The following is a 14,209-nucleotide window of genomic DNA, read 5'->3' on the forward strand; positions in this document are numbered from 1 at the left end:
GCAGGCTCGCTCCCACAGTGGATCTCGGTCGTACTCGAATATGTACGCGACACAGTTCCAGTGTGGGAGCGAGCTTGCTCGCGAAGAGGCCGGCACATCCAGCGAAAATGCCGCGAGTGTCACCAGAGGACAAGCTCTTATGAAACGTCCTACATGATCTCCAGACCCCGTGAACTATGCCCTGAATAGCCACGATGCTAGCTTGCCTGATGTTCTTGGAGGGCAGGTCGTGACTATAAAAAAGGTTGTTGTAATCGGTGCTTTCTCACTGATTTTATCCGGCTGCGGGACCGCCGTTACGGTACTGCAGGATGACGCCGAAACGGCAAAGGATCTGCGGCAGAGGCAGACCTACTGTCAATCCATCCCTCGTGCCTACAGCGGTCTGGCCTACGACTTCTGCATACTCAACTCGCCGCCCAGTCATACGGCAGGTGCAGCACAAGTGGGCTTTATTCCACTGATCTTTTTCGACCTCGTCGCCTCCGGGGTCGTGGACACGGTCATCCTGCCTTACACGATTTATCGCCAGAGTGAGGACGGGAGCCTCTGGATCAAATGAAGGCAGCGCAATGCGATGCGTTCTGCCGCGACTGACCTGTGTAAACAACCGCAGGGTCATTCCCGCCATGTTTACGCTATAATCCCGCCCTTTAGCTGTCTCTCGCCCCTTGCGAGGGGCACATCAATTTTCGAGGCGCCTTGCGCCTGCATGCAGACTAAAGAGGCTAGACCCCTGTGGCATTGACGATTCTTGGCCTGTCCGGCGCCCTTAGCCATGATCCTTCCGCAGCCTTGTACATCGACGGCAAGCTGGTCGCGGCGGCTGAAGAAGAGCGCTTTGTACGCGATAAACATGCAAAGAACCGCATGCCCTACGAATCGGCGAAATTCTGTCTCGAGCAGGCCGGCATCAAGCCGTCCGATGTTGACGTGGTAGCGATTCCGTTCGCACCGATCAGCCTGTTCGGCAAGGCCCGCTGGCAGTACGCCAAGCGTTACTGGTACGCCCCGGACCGCGCTCTTGACGCCATCCTGATGGGCAACCGTCGCTACAAGCGCTATCGCAACAAGATTGTCTGGTGCCTTGAGCAGCTGGGCTTCGATCCGAAGAAGATCAAGATCGAGCCGGTCGAACACCACCTGGCCCACGCCTCCAGCGCTTACCACTGCTCCGGTTTCAAAGAGAAAACCGCGATCCTCGGGATCGACGGCAAGGGTGAGTACGCCACGACCTTCTTCGGTTACGGCGAAAACGGCAAGATCCACAAGATCAAGGAATTCTTCGATCCGGACTCCCTCGGCGGCCTGTATGGCGCGATCACCGAGTTCCTCGGTTTCGAGATGCTCGACGGCGAGTTCAAGGTCATGGGCATGGCGCCGTACGGCGATGCCAGCAAATACGATTTCTCGCGGCTGGCCTCGTTCGAGAACGGCGAGCTGGTGATCAACACCGAGTACGCCAACGTCATCGGCCTGCGTCGTTATAAAGAGAAGGGCAAGGGCTTCTATTTCTCGCCGAAGCTGATCGAGTGGCTGGGTCCCAAGCGCGAAGGCGACATCGCCGACGAGCCGTACATCCACTACGCTGCGAGCATGCAGGCGCTGTTCGAGAAGCTGGCGTTGCAGATGATCGACCATTACCTGGGCGATGTGCTCAAGGAAACCGGCAAGCTGGCCTACGCCGGCGGCTGTGCGTTGAACGTCAAGCTCAACCAGAAAATCATCGCTCGCGATGACGTCAAGGAACTGTTCGTCCAGCCTGCGTCCGGCGATGCCGGCACCGCGGTTGGCGCGGCGGCTTACGTGTCCCACGCCCGTGGGGTACCGGTCGAGAAGATGGAACACGTCTACCTCGGTCCGTCCTACAGCAACGAAGACGTGATCGCCGCCTGCGCCCGTCACCCGAGCAAGCCTGAATGGCGCAAGCTCGAAAACATGCCGGAAAACATCGCCAAAATCATGGTCGATGGCAACCCGGTAGCGTGGTTCCAGGGTCGCATGGAGTTCGGTCCGCGTGCCCTGGGCGGTCGCTCGATCATCGGCTGCCCGAGCGCTGTCGGCGTGGCTGACCGGATCAACCACCAGATCAAGTTCCGCGAGCGCTGGAGGCCTTTCTGCCCGTCGATGCTCGACACCGTCGCGCCACAGATGATCAAGATCGATCACCCGGCGCCCTTCATGACCTTCACCTTTGAAGTGGCGGAAGAGTGGAAGACCCGCGTGCCCGAAGTCGTCCACGAAGACGGCACCTCCCGGGCCCAGGTGCTCAAGCGCGAATACAACCCGCGCTACTACGACATGATGAAGGCGCTGGAAGTGCTGACCGGTAACGGCGTCTCGCTGAACACCTCGCTCAACCGTCGTGGTGAACCGATGATCTGCTCGCCGACCGATGCCCTGAACATGTTCTACGGTTCCGATCTACAGTACTTGATCATGGAAGACATCCTGGTGGTCAAAGAGGGCGCGAACGCATATGACACGCTCGGCTGAACGCCATGTGCTGCAGTTCTGTCACGGCTATGACGGGCCGTTCCTGGACTGCGCCCGGCAGTACGCCAGCCTGTTCGCGGGGACCGGTTATCGAGTGACCACGGTGTTTCTGACCGGGGTTGCCGATGCCGAAGTCGCCGCGGGCTGCGCTTCTGATGAAGTGTTGTTCATGGAATACAGCTCCAAGGCCATTCGTGGCCTGAAGCTGGGCGCCATCGGCGATTTGCGCAAGATCGCCGCCTCGCGCAATTTCAGTTTCTGTATTGCTCACCGTTTCAAGCCAATTTATATCGCCTTGCTGGGTACTTCGCTGCCGGTGATTGGCGTGCATCACGCCTTTGACGATTACAAGCGTGGCACCCGTAAACTCTTCGCGAATATTTTCCGCAAGCGACTGAGCCTGCTCGGAGTTTCCGATGCGGTGCGTGACGACATGCGCAGTTGCCTGCCGAAATGGCCGGCTGCGCGCATTCAAACGCTCTACAACCGAATCGATGTACCGGCCTTGCAAGAGAGCCAGGTGTCGGTTCGCGAAGCTCGGGAAGTCCTCGGTCTGTCGATGGATGCCTGGATCGTCGGCAACGTCGGGCGACTGCACCCGGACAAGGATCAGGACACGCTGTTGCAAGGTTTTGCCACCGCGTTGCCGGGTTTGCCGGTCAACAGCCAGCTGGTGATTCTCGGCGCCGGTCGACTGGAGCAGGACCTCAAGGCCCTGGCGCGTGAGCTGGGCATCGGCGACCGCGTGCTGTTCCTCGGCCAGGTGCCCGAGGCTCGGCGTTATTTCCGTGCCTTCGATGTATTTGCCCTGAGCTCCGATCACGAACCGTTCGGCATGGTGTTGCTGGAGGCCATGGCCGCCGGTGTGCCGTTGCTCGCCACAGCGTGTGGCGGCGCGAAGGAAGTGGTCGAAGGCGTAGGCATTCTGTTCCCGCTGGGCGATGCCGGGCGTTTGGCTCAAGGGCTGCAACATCTGGCCGCCATGGACGAACAGCAACGTCATCAGTGTGCCGAGCTGATGCTCGACCGCTTGCAAGAACGCTTCTCCGACCGCGCGGTGCGTGACGCCTTCTGGCGTTTGCCGCCGGTCACCGAACTGGCACCGAGGGGCTGATGCTCAACCGATTTCAAGGCTGGCGCGAACGTGGCTGGACGGCAGTCGACGCCTCGACCTACGCCGAGGCCTGGCAACGTTATGGCGGCAGCGTCGCCACTCATCCCATGGTGGTCGAACGGCTGGCGCAGTTGGCGGACATCCCGGTGCGTTACCTGGCCTGGGAGCAGCATGGCGAAGTCAAAGCCGCGATCCCGACCTGGGGTCGCGACCTGGCCTTATCCAAGGATGTGCTCAAGCGCCAAGGTAAAAAGGGCTTGTTCGACCTCGGCAATGCCGAATTCATTCTGCCGGCCGCTGCCGATGCCCAGGCCCCGCTGCGCCATCGCGGGCGCTATCTGTCGGCGTTGAATGAAGGCCGCTTTACCGGCATCAGGTTGCAGGCCGAACAACTGGCCATGGCCCGCACTCCCGAAGAACTGTCGAAGAAGTTCCGCTACAACCAGCGCCGCGAATTGCGTCTGCTGGAAGAGGCGGGCGGAGTGGTACGGCCGGTTTGCGAGTTTTCCAGCAGCGAGCTGGCGGCCATCTATTGCGACCTGTTCCAGCGCCGTTGGGGGTTCCCGGCGACGGGCGCCGAACGCATGGCCGAGGTCATCGAATTGCTGCGTGACTTGTTGATCGGCTCGGTGATTTTCCTCAACGATGCGCCGATAGCGATTCAACTGGTCTACCGTGTGGAGACACCGAACTGGATCAGCGTCGAATACATCAATGGCGGCGTCGATCCCGAAACCCGTGAATTCAGCCCTGGCAGCGTCTTGAGTTTTCTCAACACGCAAAGCGCCTGGGAGCATGCCCGGGCGCTGGACAAACCCCTGCGCTTTTCTTTCGGTCGCGCCGACCGTGAATACAAGGACCGCTGGTGCAATCCTGTGCCGGTGTTCACCGTATGAGCCAGCCCATGAATCGCAAACAGCAACTGCTCAAGCGCCATCGGCGCAACAAACGCATCGGCCTGTTGATTGCGCTGGTGCTGTTGATTGCCTGCGGCGTGCTGGTGGTCTGGTGGCTGCCGGTGGTGCTCGCGGTTCTGGGCTGGATTGCCCACGAGGCATGGTTTGCCGACCATCTGTTTTATTCGCCCACAGACGATTATCAGTACAGCTTCCCACCTTATACCCAGCAGCCCAAGGTGCACCTGGACGGGGACCGGTTGCGGCTGGACGAGGGCGTGATGCTGGTCGAAAACGCCACCCTGATATTGGCGCTGCGGATAAAAAGCACCTGGCTGGGACGCTTTATCGATCCCGTTGTCGAGCTGGCGGGTGGTGCTGATCCGGACCGCCAGGCCTTCGAGCGTGGCGTCGATGGTTTGCGTTACCTCAATCTTACGGGGCAGGCCTCTGTTCTCTCGCAAGGTGAGTTGCGTCTGCGCGGACGTTTCTGCCGATTGCTCGGCGAGCCAGTGCTCTCGGCGTTCGAACATCCGGATTACAGCCGTCAGCGGGTGATGGTGATCGCGCCACACGCCGACGACGCCGAGCTGGCCGCATTCGGCTTGTACAGCGGCGCCGAACAAAGCTGGATCGTGACCATCACCGCCGGTGAAATCGAGGCCGGGCACTACCGGCAGATGGGGCTGGATGGCGTCGAAGCGTCTCGGCTGAAGGGCTCGCTGCGCGCCTGGGACAGTGTCAGCGTGCCGTTGTGGGGCGGCGTGCCTCAGCAACGCTGTATTCAACTGGGCTACTTCTGCCTGCAGTTGCCTGCCATGCAGAGCGCACCGACCGAGACCGTAGCGTCCCGTGAGGCACAGTTGGGCGATACCCGATATTTCCGCCGATTCAATCCATTTGCCTTGGGCAGTGACGTTGATGGCCTGCCGTCCTGGAATAATCTACTGGCCGATTTGCGTGAGTTGATCGAACGCATCGAGCCTCAGATCATTGTCTTGCCGCACCCGCGCTTCGATCCCCATCCGGACCACCTGTGTTCCCAGCAGGCGGTGATGCAGGCATTGAGCGGTACGGCATGGCAGCCCGAAACCTTGTTGCACTACGCCAATCATCTGCACGACAACGATCGCTGGCCAATGGGCGACGCGGGCACGGGTGTGGCGCTGCCGCCACAGATCGGAGCACATGAATCGTTGCGTCCCTGGACGCTGTGTCTGTCGACCGACAGCCAGTGGCGCAAGGCGATGTCGCTGGGCATGATGCACGACCTTCAGCCCCGGCCTCCCTTCAAGCGCCTGCTGCGTCGAGCAATACAGCGTTGCCTGGCGGCTCGACGCTGGCCGGTGTTCGGCGAAAACGATTTCTTGCGTAAAACGGTACGACGCCACGAGTTGTTCTGGGTCCAAGAGTTGTCTGGAAAGAGAGAGTCCAATTGAAAGTCCTGTTTCTGGTGCAGAAAGAGCAGCGGGCGATTCTCGATCGACTGTATGACGGCATCGCCGAGCATTGCGAGTGCGACAAGCGCGAATTGACCAGTGAAGAGCAGGACGACTTGCGTGGGTATTTTCGCAAGCATGTCGATGTGACCCGCTATGACCGTATCGTGTTTTTTCTGCGCTTCAAAAAAGAAATCAGGCAGGTAAGGTTCATCCAGACTGTGCCCAACCTGGTCATTCTTGAGCACGATGCCTACCAGAATTACATTCCGTGCAAATACACCGGCAAGTTCAGCGCCCATTACCGCAAGTTGCCCTGGGCGCGGGTGATCAGCTCGGGTTTCATGGTGAGCGAGCGCTTGCGCGCAGAGGGCTTCGATGCGGTATTCGTGCCGAAGGGATACGACCAGACGTTGCTGCAGGACCAGGGTCGTGAACGGGATATCGAGCTGGCGTTTGTCGGCAGCACCAACAGCGTCGCCTACAGTGGCCGCAAGGCGCTGCTCGATGAGTTGGGACGAGTCGAATCGATGGTCGTCACTCGCACCAAGTCCGGTGAAGAGTACTGTGACACACTCAACCGCATTCGCTTCTTCGTCAGCGCCGATGTCGGTATGGGCGAGTTCATGATCAAGAACTTCGAGGCCATGGCGTGTGGCTGTGTGTTGCTGGCCTACGATCAGGGCGCGGCGGAAAGCAGCGCGCTGGGTCTGCAGGACATGCATAATGTGGTGCTCTATCAAGATGTCCCGCAGCTCCAGCAGAAGCTGGCCGTATTGCGGGCGGACCCGGAGCGTGCGCAGCGCATCGCCGCCAATGGTCGCGAACTGGCGGTCAGCCAGTTCAGTTTTGCGCGGATTGGCCAGCGTATCGTCGAAGCGCTCGAACCTGCACTGCGCCCTGGCGCACCGCTGGGGCTGCTGGAAAAAGTGCGTCTGAAACTGGGCGTTTGACAAGGGTTGGTCAGCCGTTGATAGGGCTGGCACTTTGACTTTTAATCGGGAATCAGGTGCACTTTTCTAAAGAAAGTAACATCACATTAGTGGTCACCAGCTGTGGCCGCCTGGACCTGCTCAAAATGACTCTCGAGAGTTTTGACCGGTTCAATACAGCCGCCATCCGCGAAGTCTTCATCACTGAAGATGCGGGCGATGATCAGGTGCACTCGGTCATTCCCGCCCATTGGAAAGATCACTGCACGGTGTTCGTCAATCGCCCGAAGCTCGGCCAGTTGGCGTCGATCGACCTGGCGTACGAACACGTCACTACGCCCTACATCTTTCATTGCGAGGATGACTGGGAGTTCTATCGCCCGGGGTTAGTGGAAGACTCCATGGCCATTCTCGAGTTGCGCCCGGAAATTCTCCAGGTGTGGTTGCGCAACTATATCTACGATCTGTGTGTTCACAGCCCCTACATTCACTTGGGCGCACGTGAAATTATCGGTGGGGTGCCGTGTTACCCGCTAATCTCCGATAAACCCGAGTGGCAGAGTTTTTCGCTGAATCCCGGGCTGCGTCGCATGAAGGAATATCGGCTCTGCGCCCCATTTGCCGAACACGGTGGGGAGAAGGCGTTGTCACAGCGTTACGCACAGCTCGATTTGACCGCCGTGACGCTGGAAGGGGATGCCGTTCGGCATACCGGATTTGGCCTCCATGTACAGACGTCGGTTGAACGTCGGCGCAAGGTGCGCCGCAGTCGACGTGACCACGTGAAGTCCGGATTGTTTATATTGCTGGGAGTCTGCATTGGCTGGTTCATCAACTAAGTGCACCGCTTGTCACCCGGGACCCTTGCATTGGCTTGTTGCTCTATGAATATCCTTAACGTCATGTGGTCCGGTGGCGCTCCATACGCATCGATTCACAAGGTTCATCAGCAAATTCTCTCGCAGGCTGACCCCACTGCATCAGTGAAGACCTGGTTGCTGCAAGGCAGCGTGTCCGAGTGTGGGCTGAGCGTTGGCGACGCTCGGGAATGGAAACTGTCCTCTGCCCGCTTGAAAGGGCGGCATTTCTGGCGGCTGACGAAGCCCTGGATGCAGGCCGGCTTTCAGAAGGCGCTCATGCAGAGTGAGGCGCACCTGCTACTGCTCGATGGTTTGGGCGTCGCGCGCACGCTGTTGCCGCTTCTCAAAACACTGCCACGTCTGCGCGCGGTGGTGATTTTTCATGGTTCTACGCGTCTGCGTGCTGCGGATCGAGAACTCTTTGAGCAGCTCAATGCGTCTTCCCGGCTGACCTTGGTTGCAGTGTCCAATACCTTGGCTACCCAGTTGAGCGGCGACCTCCAATTGCCCGTGATGACCCTGCGCAGTGCGTTCGACCCCGCCTCATTCCGTTCGGCAGTGCTCTCGCGAGAGCAGGCCCGTGCCCGGTTGGGATTGCCCCTGGATAATACGCCGGTGCTTGGTGCGGTCGGACGATTCGAGGACAAGAAGGGTTTTGCGTGTCTGTTCGAGGCCTTTACTTCGGCCTTGCAGCAACGACCCGATCTGCGCCTGGTGATCATCGGCGAAGGATCGACCCGGGCAGCGCTGCAAGCGCGCATCGACCACTTGGGATTGAATGCCCGTGTCTCGTTGCCAGGTCATCTCAACGAGGCTGCGCAGCTTTACAGCGCCTTCGACTGGGTCGCAATCCCTTCACTCAGCGAGGGGCTGGGGTTGATCATGCAAGAGGCCGTGATGGCGGGCGTGCCGGTCATGTCCAGCGAATTGGCGGTGTTCCGCGAGCAGCTGGCTCATACGGGCTGGTACGCCGCCGTCGATGATGTCAGTGCCTGGCGCGATGCCATCGTGCGCGCGTTCAGCGTCTGTGGGAAAAACGTCGCAGCGGAGCAATACCTGGAACTGGCGCCGGACCAGGCCTGGTCGGACTTCGGTCAGGTCGCCCGCCGATTGCTCTCATGACGGCAGAACGGCTTGCTCCAGCGCTTGCATTGGAAAGCTGCCGTTCAGGTTCTCTCGTGCAATATAGCGGGCGAAGTGTTGCAGGTTGCGCTTGATCAGATGCCTGGGCAGCGGTGCCCGCATAAAACGCATGTCCGCCACATCGATCAGGCCCATTCGATTGTCCGGTGTCACCACGATGTTTCCCAGGTGCAATGAGCGAAAGTAGATACCCGACGAATGAAGACTGCGTATCAGGACCGCCAGAGCAGGCAGGGTCTGCTGCCAGTTGAAGCCTTCCTTGTCGGCAATCTGGCGCAGGGTTTCTCCAGGCAGGGGCCGATAAAGCACAGCCGTCATGCCAGGGGCTTGCAGTCGGAAGAACTGCAGGACCTCAAAGGTGGGCACACCCAGTTTTTGCAGTTCGATGGCATTGTCGATGAAGCGTTTCGAATACGGACGAAACAGCGCGGAAGAAAAAATACGCTTGCGCCGGAACAGTTTGAGGATATTCCCGTCCTGCAACAGGTAGACTTTCGGGCCGAAGCTATCGGCCTCCAGTATTCTGGCGCCTTCAATCATTCGATTTAAAGCGTCTTGCGCAAGTCGGGAGCATTGCATCGTGGAAAGCCTTGTTGGAATAGCGGGGCACTGTGGCGGGCAATGATGCCGAAAAGTTTCAGTTTTAACCATGCCGGGTTAGGCGGGGCGAACCAATCAAGGAGCACATTGATGCAGGAAACACGCTGGGCGCAAGCATGGATGACGATCGGTCTGCTGTGGTTCCTGTTGGCCATCGCCGTTGCGCCTACCAATAAACTCTACCAGCAGGGCCTGGTCGTCATGCTCTGGCTGCCGGCCATGATGTTCGCCTGGTCAACACGGGCCAGGCTCGCAGAACTGCTTGATAAGCAGCGCTGGGTCTACCTGCCATTGCTCGGTCTGATGGTCTGGTCATTGATCAGTCTTACGTGGACCAACGTCGAGGACCCGGGTCGCGAAGCCAAGCGTTTGTTGTATATCAGTGTGTTTCTGCTGTTCTTCCCGGTCTTTGCCAATGCCCGACCCGAACGGGTCATACGCGTCATGCAATGGGGCGGCTTGGGGTTGGCGTTGACTGCGTTGGCGGCGATGGTCAAGTTTTACGTGATCAATGGCAACGTCTGGTATGCGCGCGTCGAGGGGTTGGGCGAGTTGGCTCATCCGATTCTGGGGGGGTACGTCATTGGGTTGGCGGCCGTGTGGCTTGTTCATTGGGTCCCACGCGATCGCTGGATGCAAGCAGTCTGGGCGTTCGCGCTGGGATTGCTTGGGGTGTTTGTAGTGCTTAGCCAGAGCCGTGGTGCTGCGTTGGCGTTGTTTCTGACGTTGCTCGCCATGCCCATCTGGTGCCGCGATCGTCGCAGCCGCATCATTGCCGTGTCGGCATTGACTGTAGCGATGCTGGCTTTCTGGTTTCTCGAACCCTTGGTATTGGCCCGCGGTGTTTCCTATCGTCCACAAATCCTGATGGCAAGCCTGCAAATGATCGCCGAACATCCTTGGCAGGGGTTGGGGCTGGGTGGCGCCTACAGGGTGTTCGCCGAGGGCGTTTACTTTGACCATGCCCATAACTTGTTCACCCATGTCGCTATCGAGCTGGGCCTGCCGGGCCTGTTATTGTGGTGCGCGGCATGGATTGCAATCCTGTATGAGGCCTGGAAGGCCCGGGAAACACTCTATGGCCAAGGTGTCATCGGCATCTGGCTATTTTCATCCCTGGCCATGCAATTCGACGCAGCCAGCCTGACCGGAACGCCAAGGGCGGAGTGGTTCATCAGTTGGCTGCCCGTAGGTCTGGCCGGTGTTTTGGTATGGGCGCGGGCCGATTCCGACGCTTGTGATAAAATTCCGCGTTCTTCCTAACCAGTGAGCTCTACGATGAGTGACGCACCGCCCAAAGCGGGACAGGATTCCAGCTTGAAAATCTATTTTCGGCTGTTGGGGTATGTAAAACCCTATACGGGCCTTTTCCTGCTGAGTATCGTGGGCTTCGTGATCTTTGCCTCCACTCAGCCCATGCTGGCGGGGATTCTCAAATATTTCGTCGATGGCCTGAGCAATCCTGAAGCGGTGCTCTTCCCCAACGTCCCCTACCTGAAAGACTTGCAATTGCTGATGGCCGTGCCGTTGCTGATCATCCTGATCGCCGCGTGGCAAGGCCTGGGGTCATTTCTGGGCAACTACTTCCTGGCGAAGGTTTCCCTCGGCCTGGTCCACGACCTGCGTGTCGAGTTGTTCAACAAGCTGCTGGTACTGCCCAACCGTTATTTTGATACCCACAACTCCGGGCATCTGATCTCGCGCATCACCTTCAACGTGACCATGGTGACCGGCGCAGCCACGGACGCCATCAAGGTGGTCATCCGTGAAGGCCTGACCGTGGTGTTCCTGTTTGCCTATCTGGTGTGGATGAACTGGAAACTGACGATCGTGATGCTGGCGATCCTGCCGGTCATCGCGTTCATGGTCGGCAATACCAGCAAGAAATTTCGCAAGCAGAGCAAGAAGATCCAGGTGGCAATGGGCGACGTGACTCACGTGGCCTCCGAGACCATCCAGGGGTATCGCGTGGTGCGCAGCTTCGGCGGCGAAAATTATGAAAAGCGTCGCTTTGCCGAGGCCAGCCAGGGTAACACCGACAAACAATTGCGCATGACCAAGACTGGTGCGGTGTACACACCCATGCTGCAGTTGGTGATCTATACCGCCATGGCGGTGTTGATGTTCCTGGTACTGTTTCTGCGCGGCGACGCCTCCGCCGGTGATCTGGTGGCCTACATCACCGCGGCGGGCCTGTTGCCCAAGCCGATTCGACAGCTGTCGGAAGTCAGTTCGACCATCCAGAAAGGCGTCGCCGGTGCCGAAAGCATTTTCGAACAGCTGGACGTCGAACCTGAGGTCGACAACGGCACCGTCGAACGTGATCGCGTGAGCGGCCACCTGGAGGTGCGCAACCTGAGTTTCACTTACCCGGGGACCGAGCGTGAAGTGCTGAAAAACATCAACTTCACCGCGGCACCGGGGCAAATGATCGCCCTGGTCGGTCGGTCGGGGAGCGGCAAGTCGACCCTGGCCAGCCTGATTCCGCGTTTCTATCATCACGACATCGGCGAAATCATGCTCGATGACGTGGAGATCGAAGACTATCGCCTGCGCAACCTGCGTCGGCATGTGGCGCAAGTCACGCAGCATGTGACCCTGTTCAACGACACCATTGCCAACAACATCGCCTACGGTGACCTGGCCGATGCGCCGCGTGCCGATATCGAGAAGGCCGCCACGGATGCCTACGCGATGGACTTCATCTCGGAAATGCCGCAGGGACTGGACACTCAGGTCGGGGAAAACGGCGTGTTGCTGTCCGGCGGACAGCGTCAACGTCTGGCGATTGCCCGTGCCCTGTTGAAGAATGCTCCGTTGCTGATTCTCGACGAAGCGACGTCGGCGCTCGATACCGAGTCCGAGCGGCATATTCAGGCGGCCCTGGATCATGTCATGAAAGGTCGCACTACCCTGGTGATCGCGCACCGCTTGTCGACTATCGAGAAAGCCGATCTGATCCTGGTCATGGACCATGGAGAAATCGTCGAGCGTGGCACCCACGCCCAGTTGCTGGCGCAAAACGGCTACTATTCGCGCCTGCATGCGATGGGGCTGGACGAGCCGGTATCGGCCGGCATCGCCTGAACCGGCGAGAGGGTGGGCCTGGCTCACCCTCTCGCACGCCCGACGTGCAATGCGTCCGGTGATCTGTGCTCAGCCATGAATAAAAACCCCAGCCGAATCATCCCGTTGCAGCCGTCACACAAGCCCACGCCAAGCCTGTGTTAATATCGCGCCCCTGTTCATTTTGTATGTGGGTTGCTCCATGAAGTTGTCCATGCCGCGATTCGATCAAGCCCCTGTCTTGGTGGTCGGCGATGTCATGCTCGACCGTTACTGGCATGGTGGTACCTCACGGATTTCCCCTGAGGCGCCGGTACCGGTAGTCAAGGTCGAGCAAATCGAGGACCGCCCGGGCGGTGCCGCCAACGTTGCGTTGAACATTGCCGCCCTCGGTGCCCCGGCGTCGCTGGTCGGCGTCACTGGCGACGATGAAGCCGCCGACAGCCTGGTCAATAGCCTCAAGGGCGCGGGCGTGCGGGCATTGTTCCAGCGCATCGCGCACCAGCCGACCATCGTCAAGCTGCGGGTCATGAGTCGTCACCAGCAACTGCTGCGTATCGACTTCGAAGAACCCTTCGCCACCGACGCCCTGGCGTTGGGCGAGCAGGTCGACGAACTGCTCGAAGGCATCAAGGTGCTGGTACTGTCGGACTATGGCAAAGGTGCGCTGAAAAACCATCAGGTGCTGATCCAGGCGGCCCGTGCCCGCGGCATACCGGTGCTGGCCGACCCCAAGGGCAAGGATTTCTCTATCTACCGTGGTGCGAGCCTGATCACGCCGAACCTCAGCGAATTTGAAACCATCGTCGGTGGCTGCGCCGATGAGCACGAGTTGGTGAGCAAGGGTGCGCAGCTGATGCACGACCTCGACCTCGGCGCCTTGCTGGTGACCCGCGGCGAGCACGGCATGACCCTGCTACGCCCGGATCATCCGGCGTTGCACCTGCCAGCCCGTGCCCGTGAAGTGTTCGACGTGACCGGTGCCGGCGACACGGTGATTTCCACCCTGGCGGCAGCGATTGCCGCCGGTGAAGAACTGCCCCACGCGGTGGCCCTGGCCAACCTGGCGGCGGGTATCGTGGTCGGCAAGCTCGGTACGGCGGCCATCAGCGCCCCGGAACTGCGGCGGGCCATCCAGCGTGAAGAAGGTTCCGAGCGCGGGGTGCTGGGTCTCGAGCAGCTGTTGCTGGCGGTCGACGATGCGCGTGCGCACAACGAGAGGATCGTCTTCACCAATGGTTGTTTCGACATTCTGCACGCTGGCCATGTGACCTACCTCGAACAGGCACGGGCCCAGGGCGATCGTCTGATCGTGGCGGTCAACGACGACGCGTCGGTCAGCCGGCTGAAAGGGCCGGGTCGTCCGATCAACAGCGTCGACCGTCGCATGGCCGTACTGGCAGGTCTGGGCGCCGTGGATTGGGTGATCAGCTTCGCTGAAGGCACTCCGGAAAACCTGCTGCGCGAAGTCAAGCCGGACGTGCTGGTCAAGGGCGGTGATTACGGGATCGAGCAGGTGGTCGGTGCGGATATCGTGACCACGTATGGTGGCATCGTGAAAGTGCTGGGGCTGGTTGAAAACAGCTCGACCACGGCGATTGTCGAGAAGATCCGCCAGTCCGAGTGACGCGTTGATCGTTCCCACGCTCTGCGTGGGAACGCC

The 14,209-nt window shown here is 59.6% G+C and carries 12 protein-coding genes; 11 read left to right on the forward strand and 1 reads right to left on the reverse strand.

Features of this window, described 5'->3' with window-relative positions:
* Positions 1-229 precede the first annotated feature (229 nt).
* From ACA067_RS02135 to ACA067_RS02170, 8 genes are all read left to right on the forward strand, one after another.
* Entirely contained in the window at positions 230-562 is a 333-nt protein-coding gene (locus tag ACA067_RS02135; RefSeq protein ID WP_497462715.1) for a YceK/YidQ family lipoprotein, read from the forward strand.
* A gap of 176 nt (positions 563-738) precedes the next feature.
* Positions 739-2,496, forward strand: coding sequence for a carbamoyltransferase family protein (locus ACA067_RS02140; protein ID WP_150763473.1), 1,758 nt, complete (start codon positions 739-741; stop codon positions 2,494-2,496).
* Positions 2,480-3,610 carry a glycosyltransferase gene (locus ACA067_RS02145; protein WP_497460415.1) on the forward strand — a complete coding sequence of 377 codons (1,131 nt, stop codon included), beginning with the start codon at positions 2,480-2,482 and terminating at the stop codon, positions 3,608-3,610. Before ACA067_RS02140 ends, ACA067_RS02145 begins: the two co-directional genes overlap by 17 nt.
* The gene (locus ACA067_RS02150; RefSeq protein ID WP_497460416.1) at positions 3,610-4,506 is read left to right on the forward strand and encodes an antimicrobial resistance protein Mig-14; all 897 of its coding nucleotides are present in this window, start codon (positions 3,610-3,612) and stop codon (positions 4,504-4,506) included. Before ACA067_RS02145 ends, ACA067_RS02150 begins: the two co-directional genes overlap by 1 nt.
* A gap of 8 nt (positions 4,507-4,514) precedes the next feature.
* Positions 4,515-5,945 carry a PIG-L deacetylase family protein gene (locus ACA067_RS02155; RefSeq protein ID WP_497460417.1) on the forward strand — a complete coding sequence of 477 codons (1,431 nt, stop codon included), beginning with the start codon at positions 4,515-4,517 and terminating at the stop codon, positions 5,943-5,945.
* Complete coding sequence (locus tag ACA067_RS02160; protein ID WP_497460418.1) at positions 5,942-6,898, forward strand: glycosyltransferase; 957 nt, start codon at positions 5,942-5,944, stop codon at positions 6,896-6,898. The genes ACA067_RS02155 and ACA067_RS02160 overlap by 4 nt, the downstream gene beginning before the upstream one ends.
* Positions 6,899-6,954: 56 nt before the next feature.
* Positions 6,955-7,716 (forward strand): glycosyltransferase family 2 protein, encoded by a 762-nt coding sequence (locus ACA067_RS02165; RefSeq protein WP_497460419.1) that lies wholly within the window; start codon positions 6,955-6,957, stop codon positions 7,714-7,716.
* 45 nt (positions 7,717-7,761) lie between these two features.
* The gene (locus tag ACA067_RS02170) at positions 7,762-8,859 is read left to right on the forward strand and encodes a glycosyltransferase (RefSeq protein WP_497460420.1); all 1,098 of its coding nucleotides are present in this window, start codon (positions 7,762-7,764) and stop codon (positions 8,857-8,859) included.
* On the opposite strand, the gene ACA067_RS02175 is transcribed toward ACA067_RS02170, so the two are convergent.
* Positions 8,854-9,420 carry a BUD32 family EKC/KEOPS complex subunit gene (locus ACA067_RS02175; RefSeq protein ID WP_497460421.1) on the reverse strand — a complete coding sequence of 189 codons (567 nt, stop codon included), beginning with the start codon at positions 9,418-9,420 and terminating at the stop codon, positions 8,854-8,856. The two genes, ACA067_RS02170 and ACA067_RS02175, sit on opposite strands and share 6 nt — an antisense overlap.
* A gap of 150 nt (positions 9,421-9,570) precedes the next feature.
* On the opposite strand from ACA067_RS02175, the gene ACA067_RS02180 reads away from it, so the two are divergent.
* The 3 genes from ACA067_RS02180 (at position 9,571) to hldE (ending at position 14,173) form a co-directional block, all read left to right on the forward strand.
* A complete protein-coding gene (locus ACA067_RS02180) occupies positions 9,571-10,743 on the forward strand; it encodes an O-antigen ligase family protein (protein WP_497460422.1) in 1,173 nt (390 codons plus the stop codon).
* A 15-nt stretch (positions 10,744-10,758) separates the two neighbouring features.
* Entirely contained in the window at positions 10,759-12,567 is a 1,809-nt protein-coding gene (gene msbA / locus ACA067_RS02185) for a lipid A export permease/ATP-binding protein MsbA (RefSeq protein WP_497460423.1), read from the forward strand.
* A gap of 181 nt (positions 12,568-12,748) precedes the next feature.
* Complete coding sequence (gene hldE / locus ACA067_RS02190) at positions 12,749-14,173, forward strand: bifunctional D-glycero-beta-D-manno-heptose-7-phosphate kinase/D-glycero-beta-D-manno-heptose 1-phosphate adenylyltransferase HldE (RefSeq protein ID WP_497460424.1); 1,425 nt, start codon at positions 12,749-12,751, stop codon at positions 14,171-14,173.
* Positions 14,174-14,209 lie beyond the last annotated feature (36 nt).

The sequence above is a fragment of the Pseudomonas sp. LBUM1674 genome (assembly GCF_059695635.1).

Bases quoted from the DNA above. Each gene is read 5' to 3' on its own strand.
- ACA067_RS02145 (WP_497460415.1), top strand. From the start codon at position 2,480: ATGACACGCTCGGCTGAACGCCATGTGCTGCAGTTCTGTCACGGCTAT.
- ACA067_RS02150 (WP_497460416.1), top strand. From the start codon at position 3,610: ATGCTCAACCGATTTCAAGGCTGGCGCGAACGTGGCTGGACGGCAGTC.
- ACA067_RS02155 (WP_497460417.1), top strand. From the start codon at position 4,515: ATGAATCGCAAACAGCAACTGCTCAAGCGCCATCGGCGCAACAAACGC.
- ACA067_RS02170 (WP_497460420.1), top strand. From the start codon at position 7,762: ATGAATATCCTTAACGTCATGTGGTCCGGTGGCGCTCCATACGCATCG.
- ACA067_RS02175 (WP_497460421.1), bottom strand. From the start codon at position 9,420: ATGATTGAAGGCGCCAGAATACTGGAGGCCGATAGCTTCGGCCCGAAA.
- ACA067_RS02180 (WP_497460422.1), top strand. From the start codon at position 9,571: ATGCAGGAAACACGCTGGGCGCAAGCATGGATGACGATCGGTCTGCTG.
- msbA (WP_497460423.1), top strand. From the start codon at position 10,759: ATGAGTGACGCACCGCCCAAAGCGGGACAGGATTCCAGCTTGAAAATC.
- hldE (WP_497460424.1), top strand. From the start codon at position 12,749: ATGAAGTTGTCCATGCCGCGATTCGATCAAGCCCCTGTCTTGGTGGTC.